This is a genomic window from Microcoleus sp. w2-18bC1, from assembly GCF_036700365.1.
Taxonomy (GTDB): domain Bacteria; phylum Cyanobacteriota; class Cyanobacteriia; order Cyanobacteriales; family Microcoleaceae; genus Microcoleus.
On the sequence record NZ_JAUBOS010000001.1, the window covers coordinates 139453 to 165052 of the forward strand.

24 protein-coding genes are annotated in these 25600 nt (G+C 45.4%); 9 read left to right on the plus strand and 15 right to left on the minus strand.

What is annotated here, in order from left to right; translation table 11 throughout:
• Positions 1-415 precede the first annotated feature (415 nt).
• Positions 416-1312, plus strand: coding sequence for a Mo-dependent nitrogenase C-terminal domain-containing protein (locus tag QT979_RS00530; protein ID WP_333307514.1), 897 nt, complete (start codon positions 416-418; stop codon positions 1310-1312).
• 635 nt (positions 1313-1947) lie between these two features.
• A complete protein-coding gene (gene obgE, locus QT979_RS00535) occupies positions 1948-2988 on the plus strand; it encodes a GTPase ObgE (protein ID WP_333209984.1) in 1041 nt (346 codons plus the stop codon).
• A 280-nt stretch (positions 2989-3268) separates the two neighbouring features.
• Here obgE and QT979_RS00540 read toward each other — a convergent pair whose 3' ends face one another.
• The 6 genes from QT979_RS00540 to QT979_RS00565 form a co-directional block, all read right to left on the minus strand.
• Complete coding sequence (locus tag QT979_RS00540) at positions 3269-4027, minus strand: HNH endonuclease (RefSeq protein WP_333209986.1); 759 nt, start codon at positions 4025-4027, stop codon at positions 3269-3271.
• A 93-nt stretch (positions 4028-4120) separates the two neighbouring features.
• Positions 4121-4549 carry an HNH endonuclease signature motif containing protein gene (locus QT979_RS00545; protein ID WP_333209988.1) on the minus strand — a complete coding sequence of 143 codons (429 nt, stop codon included), beginning with the start codon at positions 4547-4549 and terminating at the stop codon, positions 4121-4123.
• Positions 4546-4902: a hypothetical protein gene (locus QT979_RS00550; protein ID WP_333209990.1), complete on the minus strand. Its 357-nt coding sequence runs from the start codon at positions 4900-4902 to the stop codon at positions 4546-4548. The genes QT979_RS00545 and QT979_RS00550 overlap by 4 nt, the downstream gene beginning before the upstream one ends.
• Before the next feature lie 113 nt (positions 4903-5015).
• Entirely contained in the window at positions 5016-5417 is a 402-nt protein-coding gene (locus QT979_RS00555; protein WP_333232593.1) for a hypothetical protein, read from the minus strand.
• Positions 5418-5482: 65 nt separating this feature from the next.
• Positions 5483-7075 carry a serine hydrolase gene (locus QT979_RS00560; protein WP_333307519.1) on the minus strand — a complete coding sequence of 531 codons (1593 nt, stop codon included), beginning with the start codon at positions 7073-7075 and terminating at the stop codon, positions 5483-5485.
• A gap of 305 nt (positions 7076-7380) precedes the next feature.
• Positions 7381-8169: an RNA methyltransferase gene (locus tag QT979_RS00565; protein WP_333209996.1), complete on the minus strand. Its 789-nt coding sequence runs from the start codon at positions 8167-8169 to the stop codon at positions 7381-7383.
• 55 nt (positions 8170-8224) lie between these two features.
• Between QT979_RS00565 and QT979_RS28930 the strand changes: the two genes are divergently transcribed.
• Both QT979_RS28930 and QT979_RS00575 read left to right on the plus strand, forming a co-directional pair.
• Positions 8225-8497: a hypothetical protein gene (locus QT979_RS28930; RefSeq protein WP_445304747.1), complete on the plus strand. Its 273-nt coding sequence runs from the start codon at positions 8225-8227 to the stop codon at positions 8495-8497.
• 51 nt (positions 8498-8548) lie between these two features.
• Positions 8549-9484: an isoaspartyl peptidase/L-asparaginase gene (locus QT979_RS00575; protein WP_333209999.1), complete on the plus strand. Its 936-nt coding sequence runs from the start codon at positions 8549-8551 to the stop codon at positions 9482-9484.
• A gap of 288 nt (positions 9485-9772) precedes the next feature.
• Here QT979_RS00575 and QT979_RS00580 read toward each other — a convergent pair whose 3' ends face one another.
• A complete protein-coding gene (locus QT979_RS00580) occupies positions 9773-11077 on the minus strand; it encodes a WD40 repeat domain-containing protein (protein WP_333210001.1) in 1305 nt (434 codons plus the stop codon).
• A 143-nt stretch (positions 11078-11220) separates the two neighbouring features.
• Between QT979_RS00580 and QT979_RS00585 the strand changes: the two genes are divergently transcribed.
• From QT979_RS00585 to QT979_RS00595, 3 genes are all read left to right on the plus strand, one after another.
• Positions 11221-11826 carry a hypothetical protein gene (locus QT979_RS00585; RefSeq protein WP_333210003.1) on the plus strand — a complete coding sequence of 202 codons (606 nt, stop codon included), beginning with the start codon at positions 11221-11223 and terminating at the stop codon, positions 11824-11826.
• 76 nt (positions 11827-11902) lie between these two features.
• Positions 11903-12391: a hypothetical protein gene (locus tag QT979_RS00590; RefSeq protein ID WP_333307526.1), complete on the plus strand. Its 489-nt coding sequence runs from the start codon at positions 11903-11905 to the stop codon at positions 12389-12391.
• A gap of 496 nt (positions 12392-12887) precedes the next feature.
• Positions 12888-13640 (plus strand): hypothetical protein, encoded by a 753-nt coding sequence (locus tag QT979_RS00595; RefSeq protein ID WP_333307529.1) that lies wholly within the window; start codon positions 12888-12890, stop codon positions 13638-13640.
• A 171-nt stretch (positions 13641-13811) separates the two neighbouring features.
• Here the strand turns inward: QT979_RS00595 and glmU are convergent, their stop codons facing one another.
• Positions 13812-15200: a bifunctional UDP-N-acetylglucosamine diphosphorylase/glucosamine-1-phosphate N-acetyltransferase GlmU gene (gene glmU / locus QT979_RS00600; protein WP_333210009.1), complete on the minus strand. Its 1389-nt coding sequence runs from the start codon at positions 15198-15200 to the stop codon at positions 13812-13814.
• A gap of 484 nt (positions 15201-15684) precedes the next feature.
• On the opposite strand from glmU, the gene QT979_RS00605 reads away from it, so the two are divergent.
• Positions 15685-16653 carry a hypothetical protein gene (locus tag QT979_RS00605; RefSeq protein ID WP_333210010.1) on the plus strand — a complete coding sequence of 323 codons (969 nt, stop codon included), beginning with the start codon at positions 15685-15687 and terminating at the stop codon, positions 16651-16653.
• A gap of 26 nt (positions 16654-16679) precedes the next feature.
• On the plus strand, positions 16680-17504 hold the full coding sequence (locus QT979_RS00610; RefSeq protein ID WP_333307532.1) for a sulfurtransferase: 825 nt from the start codon (positions 16680-16682) through the stop codon (positions 17502-17504).
• Positions 17505-17733: 229 nt separating this feature from the next.
• On the opposite strand, the gene QT979_RS00615 is transcribed toward QT979_RS00610, so the two are convergent.
• The 7 genes from QT979_RS00615 to QT979_RS00645 form a co-directional block, all read right to left on the minus strand.
• The gene (locus QT979_RS00615) at positions 17734-19206 is read right to left on the minus strand and encodes an MBOAT family protein (protein ID WP_333210014.1); all 1473 of its coding nucleotides are present in this window, start codon (positions 19204-19206) and stop codon (positions 17734-17736) included.
• Between the two features lie 585 nt (positions 19207-19791).
• Complete coding sequence (locus tag QT979_RS00620) at positions 19792-21348, minus strand: ATP-binding protein (RefSeq protein WP_333210016.1); 1557 nt, start codon at positions 21346-21348, stop codon at positions 19792-19794.
• On the minus strand, positions 21345-22364 hold the full coding sequence (locus QT979_RS00625; protein ID WP_333307536.1) for an ATP-binding SpoIIE family protein phosphatase: 1020 nt from the start codon (positions 22362-22364) through the stop codon (positions 21345-21347). The genes QT979_RS00620 and QT979_RS00625 overlap by 4 nt, the downstream gene beginning before the upstream one ends.
• Before the next feature lie 310 nt (positions 22365-22674).
• Positions 22675-23073, minus strand: a complete 399-nt coding sequence (locus QT979_RS00630; protein WP_333210020.1) for an anti-sigma regulatory factor — start codon at positions 23071-23073, stop codon at positions 22675-22677.
• A 264-nt stretch (positions 23074-23337) separates the two neighbouring features.
• Complete coding sequence (locus tag QT979_RS00635; RefSeq protein ID WP_333210022.1) at positions 23338-23715, minus strand: STAS domain-containing protein; 378 nt, start codon at positions 23713-23715, stop codon at positions 23338-23340.
• A 55-nt stretch (positions 23716-23770) separates the two neighbouring features.
• Entirely contained in the window at positions 23771-24640 is an 870-nt protein-coding gene (locus QT979_RS00640) for an STAS domain-containing protein (RefSeq protein ID WP_333056896.1), read from the minus strand.
• A 145-nt stretch (positions 24641-24785) separates the two neighbouring features.
• A complete protein-coding gene (locus QT979_RS00645) occupies positions 24786-25280 on the minus strand; it encodes an adenylyltransferase/cytidyltransferase family protein (protein WP_445300131.1) in 495 nt (164 codons plus the stop codon).
• Positions 25281-25600 lie beyond the last annotated feature (320 nt).

Consider the following 25600-nt stretch of genomic DNA (forward strand, 5'->3'; position numbering starts at 1 on the left):
GTTTTTCTCATTTTTAGGCGGACACAGCAATCACAACGGTTAACCGGCAGCAACAGTTTCCTCAGATATTTTTATTTCAACAGCTTAAATCCGGCTAGCTGTTAATATGACGCTGCCGGCACAGAAAAATTTACAAAAATATATATTAAAATGTAAAGAGAGCGAAGTTCGATCGCCCCTGGGTGACAAACCCAGTGTCTGATTAGATCCAACCCTTGCCAACCTTTGATTTCTTGCGAAAAATTGGGTGGCTAATGGCAATCGGGCTTGCATAAAATTCGATCGTCATCTTGATGGGTGCAACTAAAGTTAAGATGAATTCAACAAACCTATTCCTCTCGATAGATGACTTTTTATGGAATAGGATTAGCCAATAGATTAGCTCGCTAGTCAGCGATGCTGCTGAGAAACAAATATGCTTTTAACACGTCCACTACAAGCGTTTGGAGCAATCTTCAGGCACAAACCTTCCACAAATAGATCATCGATCGACCAAAAAACCAGTAAAAATTATTGGGAGGGGAATATTGAGTCCGCTATAAACGAACAAATTGACTGGTACATCCAAGTGGAAATGCTAATGAGTAACGCTAAATCTTCCTGCACCAATGAAGAGATTACTGCTTGGCTGCGGGGATTGCTGACAATTGCTTGGGCAGACGGCAACTTTGACGAAGACGAGCAAAAAATGATTGCAAATCTAACTCAGGATGAACTACACCCGGTATCTTTTGACGAGGGCTTTGAACCTATTGCCCCAGAGGAATTAGCCGCTGTGTTAGGGAAAGACACCGCCAAAGGCGAGGATTTTTTAAGGACAGCAGTCATGGTAGCTTTGGCAGACGGTACCTACTCGCTCAGCGAAGACGAGGTAATCTCTAAATTTTGCACAGCTTTGGGGCACAATGTAGAGGCGATCGAAGCTCTGCGACACACCATCGAAGACAGCAAATGCGATGATTCGCAGGGGCCCAGCAGCCAAATAGTTTTTGATGCGAATGTCGCCCCCGCCGCCGGAACACCCCTTTCATCTCGGCTACCTCAACCTCACCACAAAAATGTCCTGCAACCCGTCAAAGACTGGCTTGACGGCTGGGAAATTCACGACCCAAAATTGGCACACTTTGTCTGTAAAATTATTCCGCCCCAGTGTCCGTTTGAGCGAGATATCGTGTTATTTGGTCGCAAAATCGTCCATATTCCGGCGATGTGCCAGATTAATCCGCTTTACGAACAGTTAGTCGGGATGCGCTTTCGAGCTCTCTGCTATTTGGCAGATGAATGTAAGGAAGATGTATCGTCCTATTGTTAGTAGTCAGTAGGCAGTTGTCAGTAGACAGTTGTCAGTAGGCAGTTGTCAGTAGGCAGTTGTCAGTAGGCAGTTGTCAGTAGGCAGTTGTCAGTAGGCAGTTGTTAGTAGTCAGTTGTTAGTAGTCAGTTGTCATTCTTGTGAAATCTTGGATTAATGACTATAACTATTAACCAAGGACTACTAATTAGTCCAGGATGCAAAAACCGGGTTTTTCTAGGACAAAACATCGTTACACCCATCCGCGCCCGTAGAAAAAGCCAGTAGAAAAACCCGGTTTATTCAGTTTTTGTAGGTAAGTCTTGCTAAGAGAAAATTTGCTTTGATACTACTTCAATAAAAGTCTTAGTACAATCCTCAATCTTATACAAATTATTAAAAATCGCAAATTTTGGAGCCGGACACAGCATTGCCGTTTCTCTACAAATGCTCGCTTACAATCTCTCGCTCTGCACTACTTTTAAAAATTGGTATAATTATAATTTTCGGGCAACTGTAAGTTGCAACTAAACTTGGCTGGCGTCTGCCGACCCGGACTAAAGAAAAAGAGAAATATGGTACTTGGATCTGGTATCATAATAACTACTGACTATTGACAACTGACAACTGACAACTGACTATTGACTACTGACTAAATTATGCAATTTATCGATCGAGCAGATATTCAAGTCGCAGCCGGCAAAGGCGGCGACGGTATGGTAGCTTTTCGCAGAGAAAAGTATGTACCGGCGGGCGGCCCCTCTGGCGGGACGGGCGGCAAAGGCGGTTCCGTGTATATGGTGGCAGTGGAAAGCCTGCAAACGCTGCTAGATTTTCAGTACAACCGGATTTTTAAAGCCGATGACGGGAAGCGGGGCGCGCCGAAAAATATGACCGGTGCCGGTGGGGACGATCGCACGATCGAAGTTCCCTGCGGTACAGTTGTTTACGACGCTGAAACTCAGGCAATCTTAGCAGATTTAGTGACGCCCGGACAGACTTTTTGCGTAGCTAAAGGCGGCAAAGGCGGTTTGGGAAACAAGTGTTTTTTGACCAATTCCAACCGTGCTCCAGATTATGCGATGCCGGGAAAAGAAGGTGAACACAAATTTTTGCGTTTGGAATTGAAGCTATTAGCTGAAGTGGGAATTCTGGGGATGCCCAATGCTGGCAAATCCACCTTAATTTCAGCTTTGTCTGCGGCTCGCCCCAAAATAGCAGATTATCCGTTTACAACTTTAGTCCCAAATTTGGGCGTAGTCAGAAAACCGACTGGAGACGGTACGGTGTTTGCAGACATTCCGGGATTGATTGAGGGGGCGCACGAAGGTGCTGGTTTGGGTTACGAGTTTTTGCGGCACATTGAGCGGACTCGGTTGTTGCTGCATTTGATCGATATTACCGATGAAGATCCGATCGCCAATTATGTCACAATTCAGGAAGAATTAAAGGCTTACAGGCGTGGTTTAGCCGATCGACCGCAGATTTTGGCTTTTAATAAAGTAGATGCGATCGACCTCGAAAGCGAAGAAATCGGTAATTTAATCAGCCGAATTAAAGAAATTAGTGGCGCTCCTGTTTTGTTGATTTCCGCCGTTAGTAGAGTTGGATTGGATGAATTGATGCAGCAAGTTTGGCAGAAACTCGACGAGATGAACGAAAAAGAGGCGGCGGAACAGTTAGCAGTCGCGAGTGTTTAATCGCTTTCTGGTTCCTGAAATTTCCGTGAATCGGTAGGTGCTTTTTTGAGGGGTCAATCGATTTTAGATTTTCGATTTTAGATTTTCGATTGAAGCATTGACCCCACGGATCAATTCGGGGGCTGGTTTATCGGATACAGATTTTTTATTTCTGGACAGATGAATCCGGGGGCTTGTATCCTGGATGCTTGATTGTCAAATCTTTCGGCTGTATGGCTTGTGCGGCAAGGGTTTGAGCCTCTATGATCTCATAAAATATCTTGGACATCTATCTACGAAGTCAGTTTTTACTAAGTAAATCTTTAATTTTTTCAATAGTAAATGGAGGATATTTCCTATGAATCATTGCATGACAGTTAGGACATAGTGGACATAAATCTTGAATAGGATTAACTTCATATTCTTGATTAATTTCAGATAAAGGAATTATATGGTGAACATGAATAAAACCTTTACCTATTTCTCCAAAAACTTTTTCAAAGTTAAACTTGCAAACATAACAATTTAGCCCATAATGTTCAATACATTCTTTGCGAGCTTGATTATTTCGTTCATAAGCATTAACTTGTATTTGACGGATAGAACCTTCTTTAAAAGTTTTAGTTTCCTCTGCTTCTCCGACTTCATCAGGAAATATTAGCGTATCATCGGAGACACTAAAAGAATCGAAAAGCTGTTCAAAATCAAGCTTGGGTATAGTTAACATTTTGCAAACTAAAACATAGAGTTCTTCTTCAGAATATTCTTTAAATCCTTCATAAATTTCTTTCTCACAACGCCATAACTCTCTCTGCCACCAGCCTCTACGCCTATTTTCATGGTAAGGATCAAAAGCATCTCTCAAATTTTTGATTGTATTAGCGGAAATTCCAAGTAGAGAGCCTATTTTTTCATGGGTATCAGTCCTATTACCAAATCCCAATTTCTGATAAGCATATCTATCAAATCTTGAAAGATAATAAGCTACTATATAAGCATAGGGGGAATTACAATCACCCAAGGAGTCTATAAGACGATTCCAGTTATAAGGTTTTTTCACAATTAAAATTATTCATTTGTTTTGTAATACCACTTCTCTAAATTATTGCTATAATCTGCATCGTTAAGTTGATTTCATACAATCACCTACTGTTTATGTGGTTTGTGGGCGGGGTGCTGGATATTGCCCCATACTGATAAGTTGCTCGCGTTCGAGGATGCGTTCTAGGAGGTTAAATTGCAGAATTTTAGCGGTTACGCGCCCTTCTGGTGTCCGTGGGACGATTACTCCTCCTTCTAGCCGAAAGTGGTCTGACCATTCCTGGAGGCGGGGATTAAAAAAGGGAGTTAGCTGTCCTGTCTCAGGGTCGATGGAACCTAGGTCAGTTCCTTTGAAACGGTTGCAGCAAGGACAGGATAACGCTAGGTTTTCAGCTTCCGTGACCCCATCATGTTTTTCAGCAATGATGTGTTCCATTTCAAAAGCAAAGAGTGAAGCCGTTTGGGGAAATCGACAATACTCGCATTGCTCTCCGGCGCGTTGGGTGACGACGCGACGCAGAGTGGCTGGTACATAACTCATGCTTCTGTCTGTAAGCGTTTGTAGGCGTGAGCTTTGGCTAAACGCACCCAATGTTCTAACAGCAAATAGCGATCGAGTTCGACTTCCTCTCTGGCCGAAATAGTGCCGGATTTATTGCGATCGAGCAGTTGGCTCATGCGGGCTTGCAACGCAGGTGTGGGGCGGATTGCGAGGATTTCTTCTGGGCTGGGTTGACTCGCTAGCAGTTCGACGATTTGGCGATCGTCTTGGTAGGGGATGGTTTCTGCGGGGGCGAGTTCCCGAAGTGCGCGATCCAGGGCTTCCGGGAGACGATCGCCCAATTGTTGCAGTTTTTCGCCAAGGATATCGGGAACTTCTAGGATAATTTGCATTAGTGCTGATCTGAGGATGGGAATTCCCTTGATTGTAACAAAGGGAAAAAATGCCGTTAACTTAAATTTCGATCGAGGATTAAAACTGCATAGCCCGATATTTACACAGTTGTTCACAATGGAGATAACTGGCGAATTTGCCCATTGTAATCAACTCTGATTCGGCCATCTTGGGAAACCGTAACAACCGTTTCTACCGTAAAGACAGACGAACCAGGCTTGGAACCCTTAAAAGTAAAAGTCCAAGTTCCATCGCCATTGTCTACAAAAGGCGATTCCCTAGAAATACCGTGCATAGAAGCTTCAGCTCGATAGTTGCCTAAACCCCCATTAGCCCTTTCTGCTGCTTGACGGGCTAAGTTTTTTGCCCGATTGAGTTCGATATTATTGTTGATCACTCTCACGCCGTCCGTCTCAGATTCAGGAGCAGGATTAGCATTACTCAAGGTAGGGAAGACTCCAACGGCTAAAGTTGAGAGCGCTACTAGACAAGCAAGGCGGATGTTTAGTTTCATAATACAAACTGATTTATAGTTTGATAAAGTCTACAACACTTGCCTGAAAAAACCCGGTTAAATTTTCAATTTTTAATTTTCACTTGTGAATCGGCTGGCGTTTCCCCACCGTACAAATAGCGGTAACTCATCCGAGAAATCTCCCGAATCAATGTTTGAGCTGGCTTCTCTGTTTCCGGTGAATGCTTCACCATCACCGCCACCAAATAACGCTTACCATTCGGCAAATCCACCATCCCCGCATCCGCCAGCATTGTATCAATGTTGCCGGTTTTGTGAGCAATAACTGAACCTTCGCCTAAACCTTTCGGCAGCAAAGAATCATTTCTAGTTTGGCGCATGATTTGCAAAATGCGATCGCGCGACTTGACGGATACCAAATTACCCCGGTCAATCTGGGCTATGATATTAATCAAATCCTGCGGACTGGTAGTGTTAGTTCCCTCCAAATCAGGCAAATTATTGCGGAGAACCGTCGCCCTCAAACCCCAATTGGCAAACTGCTGATTCAACATCTCAGCACCTCCCAACAACTCAATCATCATATTTGTCGCCGTATTGTCACTGACAACAATCATTTTTTGGGCAACTTCCAAAGCCGAATACTTCTTGCCAGGAGCCTGGTCTTGCATATCCCCAGAACCGCCGACAATGTGTTCGGACTTCAGCGTCAGCACCTGATCTAACTGCACTTTGCCCTCATCTACTGCTTGGAAAAAAGCTACTAAAATTGGCACTTTAATCGTACTAGCTGAAGCAAAAGCAGTATCGCCATTAAAATTTAGGTAGCTTCCAGTATCTAAATCGACTAGAAATATTCCGGCTGTCAAACTAGGATTTTCTGTTGCTAAAACCTGAACTTGGGTTTTCAAAGCTCCTAATTCTTGATTCAGTTGCAGCACTTCTCCTGTCACCGCTGCTGCAGATGCGCTGTCGCCTGCATCTGGGTTTTTCTGCCCTGCGGTGGTTTGTTCTTCTGGCGCTACAGTGGATGCTCGACTCACAGCATTTACCACCGACAGCAGCGTACCGCAAATCACCGCTATGCCAACTCCCAGAATCAGCAAGCGAGTAGCGTACACCAACGGCGGTACGCTCCGAGGTGCAGAGCGTTTACCCGGTCTCTCACTCGCTTTTGGGCGCGGTTTAGGCACGGGGGGTTTTTTGGCATCTGCGGGGATTACCGTGTCTGAAATGCGAACTGGGGGCGAACTGGGACGACTTCCACGGGTTGCAGGGGGTGGGGCAGTTGGCGGCTGGCTGTTGGGATTGCTGGCGATCGAACTCACATTTTCCCGCTCCTGATTCGGATCGGGAAACTCAAACATATCAACAGCAGCGAGGCCTTTTTTGCGGGGTTGGCGAGTCTTCGACTGCGGAGTTTTGCTGGTTCTGGGTTTTCTGGGGTTAATTGCCGATCGAGGATCGGATAAAAAGTCTTGTGTAGTAAATTCTTCCGAAGATGTGGGAGAATTGGCTCCATTTCTGCTGCCGCGGCCCTGTTGCTGTGGCAAAGTCGCAGGTTCGGGCGATCGGATTTCTGGGTTGCCGTTTTGCGGTTGCGGAGGGCGGCGGCGGCCCGATTTGCCAGACTGACTTGCTTTGCCGGACTTAGGCTGCTTTGAGCCGGAGTTGGGAGAAGATATCGAGGATATCACGGATAATATCGATCCTTTGGGAAACCGCTCTGCCACGTCTTACTCCTTCATCACTAATGTAAAGTTCAAGTTTAAGATTTTTCAGCTTGCCAGCCAATCAATTTTAAATTTTAGATTTTAGATTTTAGATTTTAGATTTGCCCCAGACGCTGCAGGATATCAGCAACCGGGTTTATTGCTCGCAAATTATCGCAAAGCTTAGGTTTTTAGTCAAGAAACTCTGTGATGAAGGTGACAAGTGGGTGCAGGAAAGTTCTCTGTGAAAAAAATCCTCAATCTCACATCCCCAATTATCAGCATTTCTGCTAGCTATCCATTAGATTTTCCGGCAACGCCCCATCCAGAGTATCAGAATTTGCCTCTCGTGGGTAAGTTTTGATTGCCCATTCTGTTTGGCGGAGGACGCCCCGCAGCATGGCGACTTCATCCACTGTGGGATAGGCTCTGTTGTACAAACGCCGAAATTTTTCCATCCGGCTTGCTGCTGTGTGCGGCTGCAAATATTTTATTTTGAGTAACAGTGTTTCTAGTTGCTGGTAATATCCCTCTAAATTTTCCAAGGGAGCCGATTCCTTCTGGCCACTGACAACTGACAACTGACAACTGACAACTGACTTGTATAGTTCGTAACAGCAGATAGCGACGGCTTGGGCGAGATTTAGGGAAGTGTAGGCATCGCTGCTGGGAATGCGAATCAGGCGTTGAGCGCGGTTTAATTCGGCATTGGTCAAGCCGCAGTCTTCTCGGCCGAAAATGAGGGCGCTGGGGGCTTCTAGGAGCCAAGGCAAGGCCTCTGCGGGTTCTTCTAGTTGTGTTGGCAACGATCGACTATCATCTCCTGTAGTTGCGATCGCTCTGACACACCCAACCAAAGCAGCGGGCAAACTCTCGACTACTTTCGCCGTTTCCAATATGTCGGCGGCGCGAACTGCCATCAGTCGGGATTCTTCCCCTAAATAATCGCATTGGGGATTTACCAAAACTAATTGGTGCAAACCCATATTTTTCATCACGCGGGCAACAGAACCCACATTCAAGGGCCCTGCTGGTTCGACTAAGACTATTCGGATGTTGGCCTCGGCCTTTTCGAGCATTTTTATTTGGGAGGTGTTTGGCAGAAATTATGTTGTTTCCTTAGCAACAGGCAAGATGCCTGTTCCACAATCAAATTTAACTATGAGTGGAACAGGCATCTTGCCTGTTCATAAAAATGGTACAAGATGTGAATTAGTTAATCTCTTGTCAAAATTAGCATGGCTAAGCAACGATCGAAATCTGATTTACCAACAAAAATGTGCCCGGTGTGCGATCGACCTTTTACTTGGCGCAAAAAATGGGCCAACTGCTGGGATGAGGTTAAATACTGCTCCGAGCGTTGTCGTCGCCGCCGTTTCGCCGCTTAAGATTAATAATTTACGGTAATTTGCTCGATCAAAGCTAAGATTGCAAAGGAAAAATTTTAGGTTAAAAATTATGGCATCGCTACAAGTGCAACCAAAGCTAGTTATTCACGGCGGTGCCGGCAGTTCTCTACATAGTAAAGGCGGAATTGAGGCGGTGCGGAAATCGCTTTACGATGTTTTGGAGGAAGTTTATCCGCTGCTGAAAGACGGTGCAAGTGCCGTAGATGCAGTGGTGCGGGGGTGCCAATTATTGGAAGATGACCCGCGATTCAATGCCGGTACTGGTTCTGTAGTGCAGTCGGACGGTCAAATTCGGATGAGTGCTTCCCTGATGGATGGTTTGATGCAGCGTTTCAGCGGGGCGATTAATGTTTCTCGCGTTCAACATCCGATCGAACTTGCTCAATTTTTGCAGCATTCGGACGATCGAGTTCTCTCTGATTTTGGTTCGGCGGAATTGTTGCGAGAACTTCAATTGCCGATTTACGATCCGATGACGGATTTGCGTTTGCACGAGTGGATGCAGGAACGCCAAGGCAATTTTAGTAAAGCAATGGCTGACGTGGTTGCCGAACCGGCCGGTGTGGGTACGATCGGAGTCGTAGCTTTGGATGTACATGGACGCTTGGCTGCTGGGACTTCGACTGGTGGCAAGGGTTTTGAGCGGATTGGGCGGGTTAGCGACTCGGCGATGCCGGCGGGAAATTACGCGGCCCAAAGTGCGGCGGTAAGCTGTACGGGGATTGGCGAGCACATTATGGACGAGTGTTTGGCCGCGCGAATTGTGATTCGGGTAACAGATGGTTTGAGTTTGAAAGCTGCTTTTGAGCGTTCTTTTACTGAAGCTGACGAACGTCAACGGGATTTTGGCGCAATTGGAATTGATGCTAGCGGGGCGATCGCTTTCGGCAAAACTAGCGAGGTGATTTTGGGTGCTTTTCACAATGGTATGGAAATGGGCGATACTTTGGAAATGAGCAAGGGAACGTTGATTTTTATTGCTTAAAAGGGCGATATAAATTGTCAGTATGTGGTTCAGATACCCGACTTGTTCAAAAAGTCGGGTATCTCGATCGGCGTTAGTTTTATATCAAATCCGGTGGCATCATAATTGATATTATATCAATTCCGGCCTCGGCCGGAATGATATCAAATCCGCGCTTCATCCTCGGGCGTAAAGTCTAATCAAGCTGCCAACAAATAATTCGCGCAATTTTCATTTTTTTGACCCCTCCTTCTACAGTCAACAGTCAACAGTCAACAAGCACGGACGGTGCAACCGGAATTGATATTCTTAAATCCGCAGTTGCCAAAGTTTAACAGTACCATTCTCCCCGCCGCTGACGAGAATTTCGCCCAAAAGCCCGATCGCCACCGCAGACACAGGGCTAGAATGTCCACCTAAAGTGTGCAGCAATTCGCCGCGAAGATTCCAAAGTCTAACAGTACCGTCAAAACACCCCACTGCAAAGTATTTCCCATCAGGGCTAATTGCGGCGGCAGAAGTGATGCGAATTCCTGTTTGCAGCGAATGCAATAATTCGCCTGTTTGCAAATTCCAGAGTTTGATAGTTTGGCCGCCGTGACTGACAAGAATTTGGCTATCGGAAGAAATCGCTACATAATTTTCGCTGCCAAAAGTTCGCCTCACTTCGCCTCCCGGCAATTCCCACAAAGTGACTGTGGCGCGACAGAAACCGCTGGCTGCATTGAGTCCGCTGGCTACTAGCATTTTGCCGTTGGGACTCAGGGCGATCGCACTTATGTCATCCCCTTGATAGCCTTCCAAAACTTGCAGCAGTTGGCCGCTGTTGAGGTGCTGAAGCTGGATTGTGCCGCGGGTGGTGCCGATCGCCAAAATTTGCCAGTCGGGGCTGACTGCGACGGATTCGTGGCGGTGCACCTCTGCCAAACGCTTCAGCAGTTCGCCATTTTGCAGGTTCCAGAGTTTGACTGTGCCCGCGCGCGATCGTGTCAGCAGCGTTTTGCTGGCGGGACTGAAAGCAACTAGCAACACGGCTGTTGAATGTCCGAAAATTGTCTGCTGCAGTTCCCCGCTGTGCAAACTCCAAATTTTCACTGTACTCTCCTCAGAACCCGTTGCGAGGAATTGTCCGTCGGGACTGATAGCCGCAGACAAAATCCTGTCTGAATGGTGGAGAGTAGCTTTTAAGATGGCGCCGGTTGAGGTTTTTGGCTGCGTTTTATATCCGGCTATTTCCAGCCAGTCGATCGCATCTCTCCAATTTTTGAGAGCATTTCGGGGTCGATTTGTCAATAATTCTATATATCTGTACAAAGTTTTTGACAAATCAACTTCGACACCTTTGATTTGTTTGTTGAGAAATACCGCAATTTCGGCTGGGCTGTAGCCGCACAGCAAGCCGCAGAGATGCCGCTTTTCTACGGGTGTCAGCCCTCTTCTGGTGTGGGGGGCGAATTCTTGTTTGGCATTTGCCAAGTCGCTGTAAAGCTTTTGGATGTCCCAGCCGGTGCTGGCGCGTGCAAATGGTTCTTCGGGTCGATCGAGGGTAGAGGGTATCATTTGCGGCAGTCGCGATCGAGTTCCTAGTCTAATTCCTAACCAAAATCCTAACATTCGCTGTGCGCGATCGAACTGTTGTCACCGCTAATCTATTTTTAACACAGCAAACAGGGGAAAGAGTTTCAGGTTGAAAATGTGCCTCAATCCTTACGTTTACAGTTTGTCAAATAACTTTACACAAACGGGAGCAACAGAAAATGTCTATCTATTCAATCGTTTTCTTTTTTGGCGGTCTGGGCTTTATTTTAATTTTGGTTGGTTATATCTGGGGATTATCTCAAGCTATTGAACAAGAAACTCTGTGGGGATTGGTTTACTTTTTTGTTCCCTTTGCTTCCTGGGTATTTCATATTAAAAATTGGAGTAATAAAAAAGTTAGACAACCATTTTTACTTCAACTTGCTGGATTCCTAATGTATTTCTTGTTAGGCATTATTATTGCATTATTGCCTGTAATAGGTATTCTCGGAACCGATGCTTCAGCGCCTAATGTATATCTGGGGTCTAACGAGCAATCGCCATCTTCTTTTTCTTCGGATTTCAATACTTATCCCTCACTCTCTCAAGAGCCATATCCTACTTCTGCTGCACCTGTAACTAATCCTAATTCTGCTCGTGTTGCTGCTCAAAATTCGGACTTCAAACAATCGATGAAACTCGGCTATATCTACTACGGACAGGGAGACTATCAAACCGCTTTAATCAATTTTAACAGAGCGTTACAGGTACGTCCGGGCGATGCTTATGCTGTCAAGTCTGTTTACAACACCAAAAGTGCGATCGTCCAAACCAGTGTTAAATAATAATCCGTGCCTGAGCAATTGGATATAGCGGATAGATAAGTAATTCACCTTGTTGGTGAAAATCCAAAATGAACTAATGAAAATTCTCAACCAAACACCGACTAAACTAACAATTCAATCTTCGAGCGCCTGGGATGGTTTGCTATTAATTTGTCCCTTCATCGTCATTGGATTATTGCAGATAATTTTAGCATCAAATTGGATAGGTGGAGGCATATTTCTGTTGTTTTCGCTGTCTTTGTTGGACGGCGCGATAGATGAAACATACATTTTTGATAAAACTTTTAGCAAAATGACCATTAAACGACGGGGTGTGTGGCTTCATGATGTTACCGAATGCTCAACTCGCGAGATTTCTGCGGTGGAATTAGAGGAAATAGGAGATAGCGAGGGAAATCGTAGCTATTATGTTGATTTGTTGATGTTCGGGGGCGATATCATCTGTTTAAGAAGCTATTCACTAACAGAACAATACAAAATGGCTGACTTGATTCGCAGCTATATCTCGATTAGCGATAATCACACGATTAGTAATGTATTTGCCCTACAAAGCCGTGAACCCTAGCTATCCCGTAGGGAATCGCCCAAATCAATAACTAACGATAATTAAGTAGGCGCAAATAAACCTGACCATGTAACAAAATGTAAACCTGTACTCATCTGCGTGATTAAATTCCTACGGAGGGCAAAGCTAACGTTTCATTCCCCATATAGTAATCCTAAATCATTTGTGAACTTCTTACTTCCTCCCCGCGAGTTCGGGGAGGGTTGGGGTGGGGTAAAAAAATTACAACTCCTGCAAGGATTCCCATAACATAATTAATATATTTTTAAGATTCATCTACTTTAAATCACGAAAAGCTATATTAAACCCAGCCGCAGGTAAACAGGTAAACTCGCGACCTAGGTGGTCGGCAAGACATTTTAGTGCTAATCTATTAGCAAAATAAAAGGGGTCATGGCAAAGGACGACTTCAAATAATATATAAGTTAACAATTTGGCTCATCGGGGTCGGTAAGTCGATATGTAGCCTCATTTTTGGAATCAAAAGGTGAGATAAATGAAAAAAATCAAGGAAACAGCAAGTGAATTAATAATTCAGACTCAAAGCATATTTGATTTTTGGTTCCCTAGTTGTTTATTCATGACATTTGGACTGATATCGCTGACTTTTGACTATCATGCAGCAAGTCTGAGCTGCCAGCGATTGCAGGCAAAACAAGGAAAGTGCCAGATTGTGCGATCGAATTTACTGGGATCGAACATCCAAGAAATTGAGCTGGATTCTTTGCGGGGAGCTAAAGTTGAAAGATGCGGCTATAAAACCAGAGTTGTACTTTTGACTTCTGTTGGCAATGTTCCTTTCACTGCTAACTCCACTAATTGGGGAACCCAAAACGCTGTGGCTTCTGACATCAATTTTTTTGTTAACAATGCAAAAAATCGATGGCTGCGCTTAAGCCAAGACGATCGCTGGTTGGGATGGACAGGAGGCATATTTTTGCTCGCAGGAATCGCAGTGATCGTCTTGAGAAATAATGAAATTTACAGCTTCGATGGAACTTTAAACACCTTGACTATTAAACAGCGGGGTTTGTTGGCACGTAAAGTAACGGAATACTCTCTGTGCGAGATTTATGGCGTGGAAGTCGATCGAACAAAAGATCGGGATAATGACACTTGGTACGAAATCAGACTGTTAGTTTGTGGAGGCTCTCGCATCTCCCTACCCCGCACGATGAACCCATACCAGCAAGCAAAAATCGCTAAAGCGATTAACAACTATCTGCACCAACAAAATAACCAAAAATAGCCGATCGCGATGGACCCGATTTCTCAAGGTGGCGGACTTACACAAAAACCGGGTTTTTCACTAAAATCTCTTCTATATTGCCATCGCTTCCGTTATAAAAACCCGGTTTCTTTGGTATCCAGTGCGAAACTCGCGATTGGGTAGAAACTGATCATCTAAAAAGTAAATGGTTCACTTTTTAGGTTCTTTCAATTTCCAACCTGGTTTGACAACTTGCCGGGCACGGGCTATTACTAAACAATCATTCGGCACATCTTCTGTCACCACAGAACCCGCCGCTACAGTAACATCTTCCCCCACAGTTATCGGTGCAACCAGCACGCTGTTAGAACCAGTTTTACTTCCATCGCCTATTTGAGTTTTGTGCTTGTTTTTTCCGTCATAATTCGCCGTAATTGTCCCAGCACCGATGTTGACTTTTTCTCCCAAAGTCGCATCGCCTAAATAAGACAAGTGAGCTACATTAGTTCGATCGCCGATTTGAGTATTTTTCAATTCTACAAAATTGCCGACGCGGCAGTTCGCCCCAATTTCTGCGTGTCCCCGCAAGTGGGCGTAAGGGCCAATGCGGGAATTTTCAGCAACCATACTGTCAGAAACTACCGAATAAAGCACAGTCACATTTTCTGCAATCTGACTGTTTTCGATCAAACTGCCGGGGCCGATGCGACTCCCAGAGGCGATCGAAGTGTTTCCCCGCAAGTGAGTTTGCGGTTCAATTACCACATCCGGCTGCAACTCTACGGTATCGTCAATGGTGATGCTGTTGGGATCTAGCAGCGTCACTCCCGCCGTCATCCATTTGTCCTTTATCCGCGTTTGCAAAATATCGCAAGCTGTGGCTAAATGTTTGCGATCGTTAATTCCCAATATTTCTTGATAATCTTCCACATCCACCGCCATCACCGGATTGAGGAAATTTACCGTGTCAGTTAGGTAATATTCTTTTTGGTCATTGTCTGCCTTCAATTCTGGCAAAATTTTCTCTAAATCCGGCCAGTGAAAACAGTAAACACCTGCATTAATTCGGTGATTTTGCTTTTGAGCTTGTGTGCAGTCGCGGTCTTCGACAATTTGCTGGACTAAGTTTTGACTGTCGGTAAATACTCGGCCGTACCCTTGAGGATTAGGCAAATTAGCTGTCAATAAAGTAGCAGAGTTTTGGTGCTGTTTGTGAATTACCATCAATTGTTTGAGAGTTTCTGCCCTCAGCAAAGGTACATCCCCATTTAATACCAGCAAATCTCCTTGAAATCCCTCTAAGTGAGGCAGCAATTGTTGAATGGCATGACCTGTTCCCAATTGTTCGGTTTGTTCGACAAATTCTAGGGGAGGAGATTCAAGATTTTTTCCTGATCTTTCTTGACATCCAATCAGAGATTCTTTAACGAGTTCACCTCGATAACCGACGATGACAAGTCGCCTCGTAATTTGAATTTCTTGACAACTTTGGAGGACTCGCTCAACTAGCGATCGACCGCCCAATTCGTGTAGAACTTTAGGCAAGTCAGATTTCATGCGCGTGCCACGTCCAGCCGCTAAAATTGCTATTGCTACCATTGTGCGATCGAGTTATTTGCTATAAAAACTTGAATATTGACTAACTGATGATATCACTCGCTGTCCGCCGATGGCACTGCGATCGCACAAATTTTTCATCTAAAATTTCCCATCTCGCATCCGCGCGATTAAGGATTTTTCCAGGCGGATGCTGGTTTTAGGGGCGATGCTTGCAATATCTGGACTGGCGCGCCTGGTATCAAAAACCTAGTTGCAGCAGCAGTAGCAGTATTTGGCGGCTGACCAAGACGACTTGCATTCCTCACTAAAAACCTGAGTTCGTTTGGCAGTAAGGAGTGCGAGTCTTTTCCCAAGGGCGGGGAGGGAGAGCGACAGTGATAATTTGCATCTTAGGGCTGGGATTTGCCACGATACATTATACTATTTGTTGAATTTCAGTTAGGGTGTTTTCAACTTTAAAAAACTATTTCTGACTTTTTCATTCTTTCTGCCTTCTACCTTCTGCATTATCAGGTGTCCAGCTATGACAGAGCTTAATTTTCAGGAACTTGCCAAGCAGGGAAATCTCGCCAGTGCTATCGCATCTTGGCTAAACAGCCAGTTGCAATCTGAAGGCATCACAGCCTCCGCGAATCTCGACGGCGACTGTTTGGATGTAATTCTTGAGGCCGAGCAAGTACCCATAGAAAATACATTAGTTGATTTGGTTCGCACCGAGCTGACAAATTTGCAGCCGGATTCGATTCGCAAAGTGAAGGTTGAGGGCCGAGAAAGCGGTCAGATTGCTGTTGCTTGGAGTCAAGAGTTTAGTTTAGAGAACAGTAATTTTGAACCACAAAGCTTTGCAGGAGAAGCTGTACCAAATACTGCTGTTGCTAATATGGACGATCGCACAGACATGGAGAACAATATTGAGGAGGAAAAACCGTCGGAACTTGCAGCATTTGAGAACCGACTGCGCTCGACTTTCATTGTAGTGGGGCTAGTAACGGGTATGTTGGCGATCGCGGTGGTGGCGTTTGTCGGTAAAATTTTGAACCAGCCAGCAGCAACTGCGGGGAATAATCCCGATGAAACAGCAAATTTAGCAACTGTACTGGATACTGCACCAGATACTTTTCGAGAAGCCGTTAACAGTGCACTCAAAGCAGCAGAGTTAGGGCGATCGGCAAAAACCAAGACCGATTGGACTACAGTTATCGATCGTTGGCAAGAAGCCGTCTCATTAATGAGAAGAGTACCAGTCTCTAGCCCCAACTATCAACTAGCTCAATCAAAAGTAATCGAGTATCAGAAATATCTGCTTTACGCTCAAGAAGCAGCCGTAACTCCCCCTCTGCCAACTCCAACTCCCGCACCCGTCGAAAAATCACCTTCGGAAAAAGCAACTCCTAAAAAATTAAATTCTGAAAAAAGAGCTTCGGAGAAAGCAAATTCTAAAAAATCTCGTACCGACAAAGCAGAACCCGATAAAAAAGCTCCTTCCCGATAAATGTTAAAACATAGATGTGAAAAATTATGACTGACAACACTTTAATCATTTCTCCTGAATGGTTAGCCACCAATACCGACAATCCGCAAGTTGTAATTATTGACTGTCGGTTTTCCCTTGCCGACCCTGAATTGGGACAAAAACAATATCAAGAAAGTCACATTCCGGGAGCTTTCTATTTAGATTTAAACCGCGATCTCGCGAGTTCAGTGGGCAAACACGGCGGCAGACATCCGCTGCCCAATATTGAAGAATTAGCTGATAAATTGAGTGCGATCGGCATTAATTCACCAGAAACTTTAGTCGTCGCCTATGACGATTCGCGGCTGGCTTTTGCCTCTCGTTTGTGGTGGCTGCTGCGATATATGGGACACAGCAAAGTCGCTTTGTTAGACGGCGGTTTCAGCGCATGGAAAGCGGCGGGCTATCCGGTAACAAATACTTTGCCAGAACCCCGTGAGGGTAAATTTGTTGCTCATTTGCAGCAGGATTTGGCGGTAGATATTGAGGCGGTAAAAGAGCGTAAAGACTTGCCGGGAAAGGTTTTGGTTGATTCGCGAGAAAGTGAGAGATATGAAGGTTTGCGGGAGCCGATCGACCCCATTGCAGGTCACATTCCGGGTGCGGTTAACTATCCTTGGCAAGGGGTGACGGATGAAACTGGAAAAGTGCGATCGGCATCCGAACAAAAACAGCGCTGGACAGAATTAGAAAAAGCGGAAGAAATTATTGTTTATTGCGGTTCCGGGGTGACGGCTTGCGTTAATTTACTGTCTTTAGAAATCGCCGGAATTCCCGATGCTAAACTTTATGTCGGTAGCTGGAGTGACTGGTGTTCTTATCAGTTGTAGTGTGCCGGAGTCCGATGATTGTTGACTGTTGACTGTGATTTCTAGGATGGTCATCGCGCACCAAAGCGGGGAATCACTTCGGCGCACCTTACGGGGAATAAAAGGAAAATCAAATATAGCAACAGCCAAGACGGTTAGGACGTTGTTAATGGCTGAAATGATTGATTTTATTGCTTCTTCCTTCTTTCTTCCGACTTCCATCGGACTTCATTCCTTCTGCTATAATACCCTAAAAATCAAAATAAATATAAGGCAAACCCCCTTCGGGAGCCAACACCCAAACGGCATACAAACAAAGCGGCACTAACACCAATTTCAGCGGCCAATTTAACTCTAATTTCAAACCCCGACTCAACGCATAATTCCCCAGCATCGCTGCAGCCAAAGCGGCCAGAATCCAAGTTAAATGCACTCTTTCCAAACCCAAAACTTCGCCATAAACTTTCTCAGCAAACTGCACGTCAGCAGTGTGTCCCCACAAATGCGAAATCGCCCATCCAGAATCCTTTAAATCGGGAAGACGGAAAAATATCCAACTACCAAAAACCATCGCCTGAGTCAACAGCCAACCGATCGCAATACCGATCGGATTTTCCCACAAAAACTCGATCTGCAATCGCTTAAACAGCACATCAGTCAGCCTGTGAACAGCCAAAGCTAAACCGTGTAAACCCCCCCACACAATAAATCCCCAAGCTGCCCCGTGCCAAATTCCCGCAATTAACATCACGATCGACAAATTCAGACAAGTGCGCCACAAACCGACTCGCGAACCGCCCAAAGGAAAATACAAATAATTGCGTAGCCAGTCGCCTAAAGTCATGTGCCAGCGTCGCCAAAAATCCGCTATGCTGGCACTAAAATAAGGAAAATCAAAATTTGGTGGCAAATACCAACCCAGCAGCAAAGCAGTACCACGCGCCATGTCAACATAGCCACTAAAATCGAGATAAAGTTGCAGCCCGTAAGCAAAAATAGCCAGCCACAGATCCTCGCTACCCGCCCGCTGCAAGTTGGTAAAGCTTAAATCGACATAAATTCCCAAGTTATCTGCGAAAAGACCTTTTTTTACTGCACCAAAGGCGATCGTCCAAAGTCCCTCAGAAATGCGATCGGGCGTCGGAAATTGCTGGGTTTTCAGTTGATAGATCAAGTTGTGATACCGAGTAATCGGGCCGGAAATCAGTTTTGGAAAAAACAACTTGTAAGCAGCAAAGTGCAGCAGCGAAGTAGCAGCAGGCGCGCCTCGGTACACATCAATCAAATAAGCAATGCACTCAAAGCAAAAGAAACTCAATCCCAAAGGTGCGATGACGTGACTTTTCACCCAGTCAGCGCCGTCGATAGCTACAGGCCAATTGAACAAAGTGCCGATCGAACTCAATAAAAAAGGCACATACTTAAAGCCCAGAAGCAGCAACACATTCAGGCAGATACCTATCCAAAGCAGCAACAAACGGCGGCGGTTCCAAGATTCATTAGCAATCCGCCAATCCAGAGGTTCCCCAATCGCCATCCCCAAGCAGTAATTAAACAAAGCAGCGACTAACAGCAGAGGAATGTACCAAATTTGCAGCGAAGCGTAAAAAATTAAACTACCCGCCAACATGATGAACAGCCGCCACCACCGCACCGGAACCAACCAGTAAGCCGCGAACAAAACTAACAGAAACAGGGCATATTGAAGGGAGATGAAAGTCATACCATTTTAGATTTTAGATTTTAGATTTTAGATTTGGGAATGGCTTATTTTGTATGGGTTTGGATTACGGGTCTACTGTTGCATTATTTTTATTAATCGAGACTTTGCTAAGAACGAGATTTATCAGGGATTTTAGCCGATCGCCGACACGAAAACAGGCCCTCGGTAAGTCCCTACTATATAGTCGGCAACTGAGAACTGCTACATTTTACAGCACAAAGGTTAAATTCTGTTGCAAATTAAATAAATATTGCCTGCTATAAATTAACTCTCTTACGAACCATATAAAATTCTGGTAAAAAATATAATTAGGTTTCCAGCATCGGACTTCAGTCCTCAACAGCTACAATTCCTGATATCGTTTCCCTTCGCATCGGAATATATTTTTTATCTTGCACTCCTAGCATCCCGTACAGCAAAAAAGTGATGTAACCCAAAATGTTTTGAATTCATCACGATAGCAGGTATTTGACAAGTAGTTCGATCGCACTTCAACGCTTCCCAAACCTCAAATTCGGTCAGATGCGGTATCATAATGTCGATAAAAATTGCTTGCGGTTGCTCAAAGAGCAGTCGCACCCACCATCAGCGCCGTTGGCGACCTATATCGCAGTACAATGAAGTGGTGGCAAGTTGTTCAGCAAATACCGAAAAACTATCTTCATCCTCCCCACTCAAAACTTTGGCTGCTGAATCCGACGCTGGCGATGACCCGGAACCGCGCAAGCTACGAGAATTTGCGCTTTTGGGCGATATTTCCTCTCCCTTAGCAGGGGACATTTCCAAAGGGTTTTCTTCCTCTCCAGGATACAGAATCGGCAGTGTAACAAAAAAAGTCGAACCCACTCCGGGTGAACTTGTGATTTCAATGCTTCCCCCCAGAAATTCCGCCAGTTTTTTGCACAGAGACAATCCCAATCCCGTGCCTTTGACGCGCTTCTGCAAGGGGTTTTCGAGTTGGACAAATTCTTCAAAAATCTGCCTTTGGTCGGCTGGGGGAATGCCAATGCCCGTATCTGCTACTGAAAAAGTAATTGTTCCCTCCTCTCCTATTTCCGCAGCAACTCGAACTTCACCTGCTTCGGTAAATTTGAGGGCATTAGAAATCAGATTTCGCAAAATCTGAGAAACTTTGCCCTCGTCGGTTGTGAGGATTGGAAGTTCGAGAGGATCTTCAAAAATTATAGACACGGCAGAGTTTTGGGGAAGCAGGGGGCGCATCATTCCTCGCAGGGCGCTGAACAAATCTTCGACTTCAAAATCAGCCACGCGAACAGTTAGTTTTCCGGCTTCCACTTTGGCTAAATCTAACGAGTCGTTGACAAGTTCTGCGAGAGACTCGGCAGATTTATGAATGTAATTTACTTGCTTTTCCTGTTCGGCGGAAAGTTCTCCGTCTAGGCGATGTAACAAGATTTCGGAAAGGCTCAGAATTGCCGTTAGCGGAGTGCGAAACTCATGGCTCATATTGGAGAGAAAGCTGGTTTTGAGTTCGCTGGCGCGGCGGAGAGATTCGGCTTTGTCGTTCAATTCAGCGTAAAGTGCCAGGACTCCGCGATTGGTATCTTCTAGTTGTTGATTTAATTGTACGAGTTCTTCTTGACGCTGGCGGAGTTCGTCTAAAGTGCGTAGTAATTCTTGATTTTGCTGCTGAATTTCAGCGTAGGGATCTTCGGGAATTTGGCGCGCTAGTTTGTCAACTAATTGATTGAGTTCGATCGCACTCAGCGCCGGCATATTTTTGGAAAACTGTTTAATTAATTGTACAGCCGTTCCGCGATCGGGCGCCGAGTCGATTTGCACTTCGTCCATCAAGCGTTTCGCTGCTGCTAAACCAAGTCCCGCGCCGGTTTGCGATCGAAAATTGGGGCTTAACACAGCCGCTAAATCAGCAATTCCCGGCCCCGTGTCGGAAATCCGAGTCCGAAAAATTTGGGGCGATTCCCCTTCCACAATGAATTCTACTTTGCCACCGCCTGCATATTTGAAAGCATTGCGGGCAATTTCGGAAACTGCTGTGGCGATGCGGGTTTGTACTTGGGAATCGAATCCCAGCCCTTTAGCAATTTGGCGAGCTCTTTGGCGTACTTGTACGATGTCTTGTTCAAAACGGACTTCCGTCGTCAGGATTGGGTAACTCACGCTGCTTCTCTCACCTTGGCTACTATAACTGTCATGTCATCGCGAGTGCGTTTGAAGTCCCGGTAGAGCACGGCTGCGATTAAAGCAGGATGCCTGGAGGCTAAACCCGGGTAGCGGTTTAAATTCCACTGCGCCGCCAAACCGTCGGAGTGCATGATGAGTAGGGACTGCTGCGACCAAGGATAGACAAATTCTGCTACTTTTCGCATCATATGTCCAACTGTGCCGTTGTAGGAAACCATGCTGCGGCTTTGGTTATCTGTGACAACTACACCGCTGATGTTGCCAATTCCGGCAAAACAAATTGTTTGTTGAGTAAGATCGATTTGGGCGATCGCCGCCGCCGCTCCTCTGGTATTTTTTAAAGCAGCGTGCGCCTTTTCTAAAATTGCTTTCGGCCCAAGTTTGGCGTTTTCCTCAAATACCCGCACTGCTTCCTGAGACGCTTCCTGGGCCAAATCCCCGTAGCCGAGCCCGTCTGCAACTAAAATCAGGTTTTTCTCACAGTGATTTTCTGCCGCCCACGAATCCCCGCAAATTTGCTCTCCTGCTTTCGGTAAGTGGATAACCCCAAATTCCAAGTAATTGCTGTTTTGGGATGCTTCCCGGCTATTTTTGGTCGGTTCCAGCCGCGCTAATAAGGCTGACCCCAGTTTTGGTACAGAATGAATATCAAAAAAAGTAGAGAGGCGTTGAATTGCCCCCAGTCCCGTTCCAGGGCTTCCCGCTGTAGAAAAACCGTCCCGTAGACACAGCGCGACATTTGCCATTCCCTGCCCCCTATCGAGCGCTACTATTTCAATGCTATATCCTGCCGTTGTTTTTAATGTTCGCAGCAAAATTTCTCCTTCGCGGGCGTGCTTGACCACGTTTTTTGCTGCTTCGGTGGTAATAATTGCTACTTTACCGCGATCGGTCTCGTTAAATCCGACTTCAGCCGCCAGGGCGACTGCGATTCGGCGCGCTTCTCCCACTTGACTTTCTTCTGTTACGGGCAGGGCTACGGCATCTATCATTTTTTATCAGTTCTCATAATGAAATCCTCCATACGCCAACCCTCTCCGGGTATGGTGTGGCATTCCCAGAATCACTTCTTGGCTTTGCTGGTTGCTATTTATACCAATTTTAAAAAATAATACAACTATACGCAAGCTCCAAGCCCCGATCGTCCTCAGTCAATCGATTTTAGATTTTAGATTTTAGATTTTAGATTAAAGAATGGAAGCATTGAACCCACGGATTCATCCGGGGGTTTGTATCCTGGATGCTTTCACTCATTCCCAATGCTGTAATCTAAAATCTCAACTCTCAAATCGTATTACTTACTCACCGCCAGCGGACGATCGCAATTTTAGTCCCCTTACCCACTTTGGAAACAATTTCAAATTCGTGCATCAACCGTTTAGAACCACTGAGTCCCAAACCCAAACCCTGATTAGAAGTATAACCGTCAGTCATAGCCAATTCGATGTCGGGAATTCCCGGGCCCTTGTCTTCAAATATCAGCCGTAGCCCTTTGCGGGTGCCTAATTGGAGTGTTTCGAGAGTTACAGTTCCCCCTTTGCCGTACTCTACAGTATTGCGGGCGAGTTCGCTGGCTGCGGTAACGATTTTCGTTTGGTCTAGTAAACCGAATCCCATTGCTACAGCCCAAGTTCGCACTTGCTGTCGGACGTGGACTATATCGGATGACGATCGGATTTCTAGTGTCTCACGTTTTGACATGGCGGCTACTGTACCAAAATAGAACTTCTCCCCAAAATATAGGACTTAGACTCATCCACTTAGTTTCTCCTAATAAGACTTACGCACTTACTACGATTTTCTCTCAAAAGAGAAGATAGTGCAGGAATCTCAAACCCTTGATTTAACCCCCTTGAGTGCGTAAGCCCTCTCCTAAGAAATCTTCAGTTTGTCAACAAGGTATGTACAAACAAACTAGGTTTCGTGATTGCCTGTGCCTCAGTCAGGGGACAATTAATCGACTGCTTACGCTTGCCCGTCAAGAGACAAACCCAAGGATTTTCGCAACAAAATCATGCCCTTTTCAACGCTTAAAGCTGTGCGAACTCCTGTCAGGGAAAGGCCCAACTCAACGAGGGTAATAGCAACCGCTGGCTGCATCCCGACTACAACTGTCTCCGCATCTAAAATTCGTGACATACTAGCGATATTGTTGATAATGCGACCGATAAAAGAATCAACAATTTCGAGGGAAGAAATTTCTATTAACACACCTTTGACACCTGTTTTGACGATGCGGTTCGTCAGGTCATCTTGCAGCGTCATTGCTAAGCGATCGTGCATATCTACCTGAATTGTTACTAGCAAAAATTCTCCCATTTGAAGAATCGGTATTCGTTCCACAAATTTACCTATTCGTTAAGTTTTACTTGGGTTTACCTGTCAGACTGCAATATATTTATCTTTCCTCTTTAAGATTTTTTATAGTTAAACCTTGGCGCTGCAACGCGACCTTAAAAGCATCTGCTAAAGTAGCTTTTGTGAGAATATCCTGCAAGTCAACTCCCAAATGAACTATGGTTTGAGCTATTTGCGGACGAATGCCACTGATGATGCACTCAGTACCCATTAAACGGGCGGCGGCGACAGTTTTTAATAAATGTTGAGCAACTAAAGTGTCAACAGTCGGCACGCCTGTAATGTCTAAAATTGCAAATTCTGAGCCGGTTTCCATGATTTCCTGCAACAGAGTTTCCATGACTATTTGAGTGCGGGCACTGTCGAGAGTCCCGATCATGGGTAAAGCGAGAATGCCTTGCCAAAGTTTGACGACGGGTGTTGACAATTCGAGCATTTCTTGCTGCTGGCGTTCGATGACTTCTTCGCGAGCTTTGAGAAAAATTTCTGTCACCCAAAGGCCTAGCTGGTCTAATAAACTGGTGGAAAGCCAAAGTTGTTCGACAAGTGCGTCGCGGTTTTGTGTCAGTTCATGACAAAGCCGATCGAACAATGGCTTTTTGAAGCATAAAATGAAACTCGCTATCTCTGAGGGAGTAAAGCCTCTCTGAACGCGCGATCGCGAAACTTCTGCTAGCAACACCCGCATATTTTCCCATTCGGGTGTCTGGATGTCGCTAAAGTTACCGTGCCCCACTGCAATGTGGAGCAATTGCAGGAACTCTTGACACTCGGAGCGCAATTCTTTGGCTCTCATCAAGTCGTCCCGCCGCAGCCCGGTATTTTGCAGTTCTTTGAGCCAGTCTGCTAGTAACTCTGCTTTGTGTCTTTGTAGGATTTCCGCGATCGTGTTATTGCTTGTGAGTTCCATTAAAATTATCTCCTGCTTAGCAATTGGAATGAAGTTGTACGAGCGATTCCCTACGGGATAGCTTCGCACGCGCGCACCAAGCGTGTTTTTTGATGATGGGGCAACTTCTGAGTTTAGCTCACTGTTTGCTGTTTTCGATCGAGGGTTAAGTACCTAATTGTAAAATGCGTTTGACGATCGCACTCGTAGAACTCGGAACTTCTATTTCGATTAAGGAAATCTTGCCACCTCCGGCGATAACAGCCGGTGCTTCTGGCAGAGTTTCGACTTGATAGTCGCCTCCTTTAACGTATATATCAGGCTTCAGGATATTTATCAGTTTAATTGCTGTAATCTCGGCAAAAATTATTACGGCGTCTACTGGTTTGAGGGCGGCCAACACTTCGGCTCGCTGATTTTCCGGTACGATCGGGCGGGGTGGCAATCCCGGCTGCTGGGGTTTGATAGCTTGCACGCTGGCGTCGCTATTCAAGCCCACCACGAGCGATCGCCCCAAATTTTTTGCTGCCTGCAAATAGCGGACGTGACCGCAGTGCAGGATATCGAAGCACCCGTTAGTAAACACGAGCGGACGCCACTTGTCCGGATCGGATGCGAGCGATCTTTCAAGTTCTTTCAACGTGTAAACATTAGAAATCATTGCAGTCATTACCACCAAATTTGAACAGCGAGCAAAATTATCCTACCAAAAAATCTGAATTCTTGCACTTTTAATATTGAACAATAAATCCTTCAACCTGGCAATAATTAATAGCTGTAAATGACTAAATAGGCATTAGTAATCTGTGACTATTAAGCAAGAATATAGAAGTAAAAATTACCGGCGACGAAGCTGATATGGCAAACAGAATTTCCAAGTAAAAAACCGCTATTCGTGTATTTGTGACTGCCGTATCGTGCTGTTGGTAATTGGATGTTAAAAAGGTTGGTAAACAATTATTTATTCCCGCCCTCTCTTAT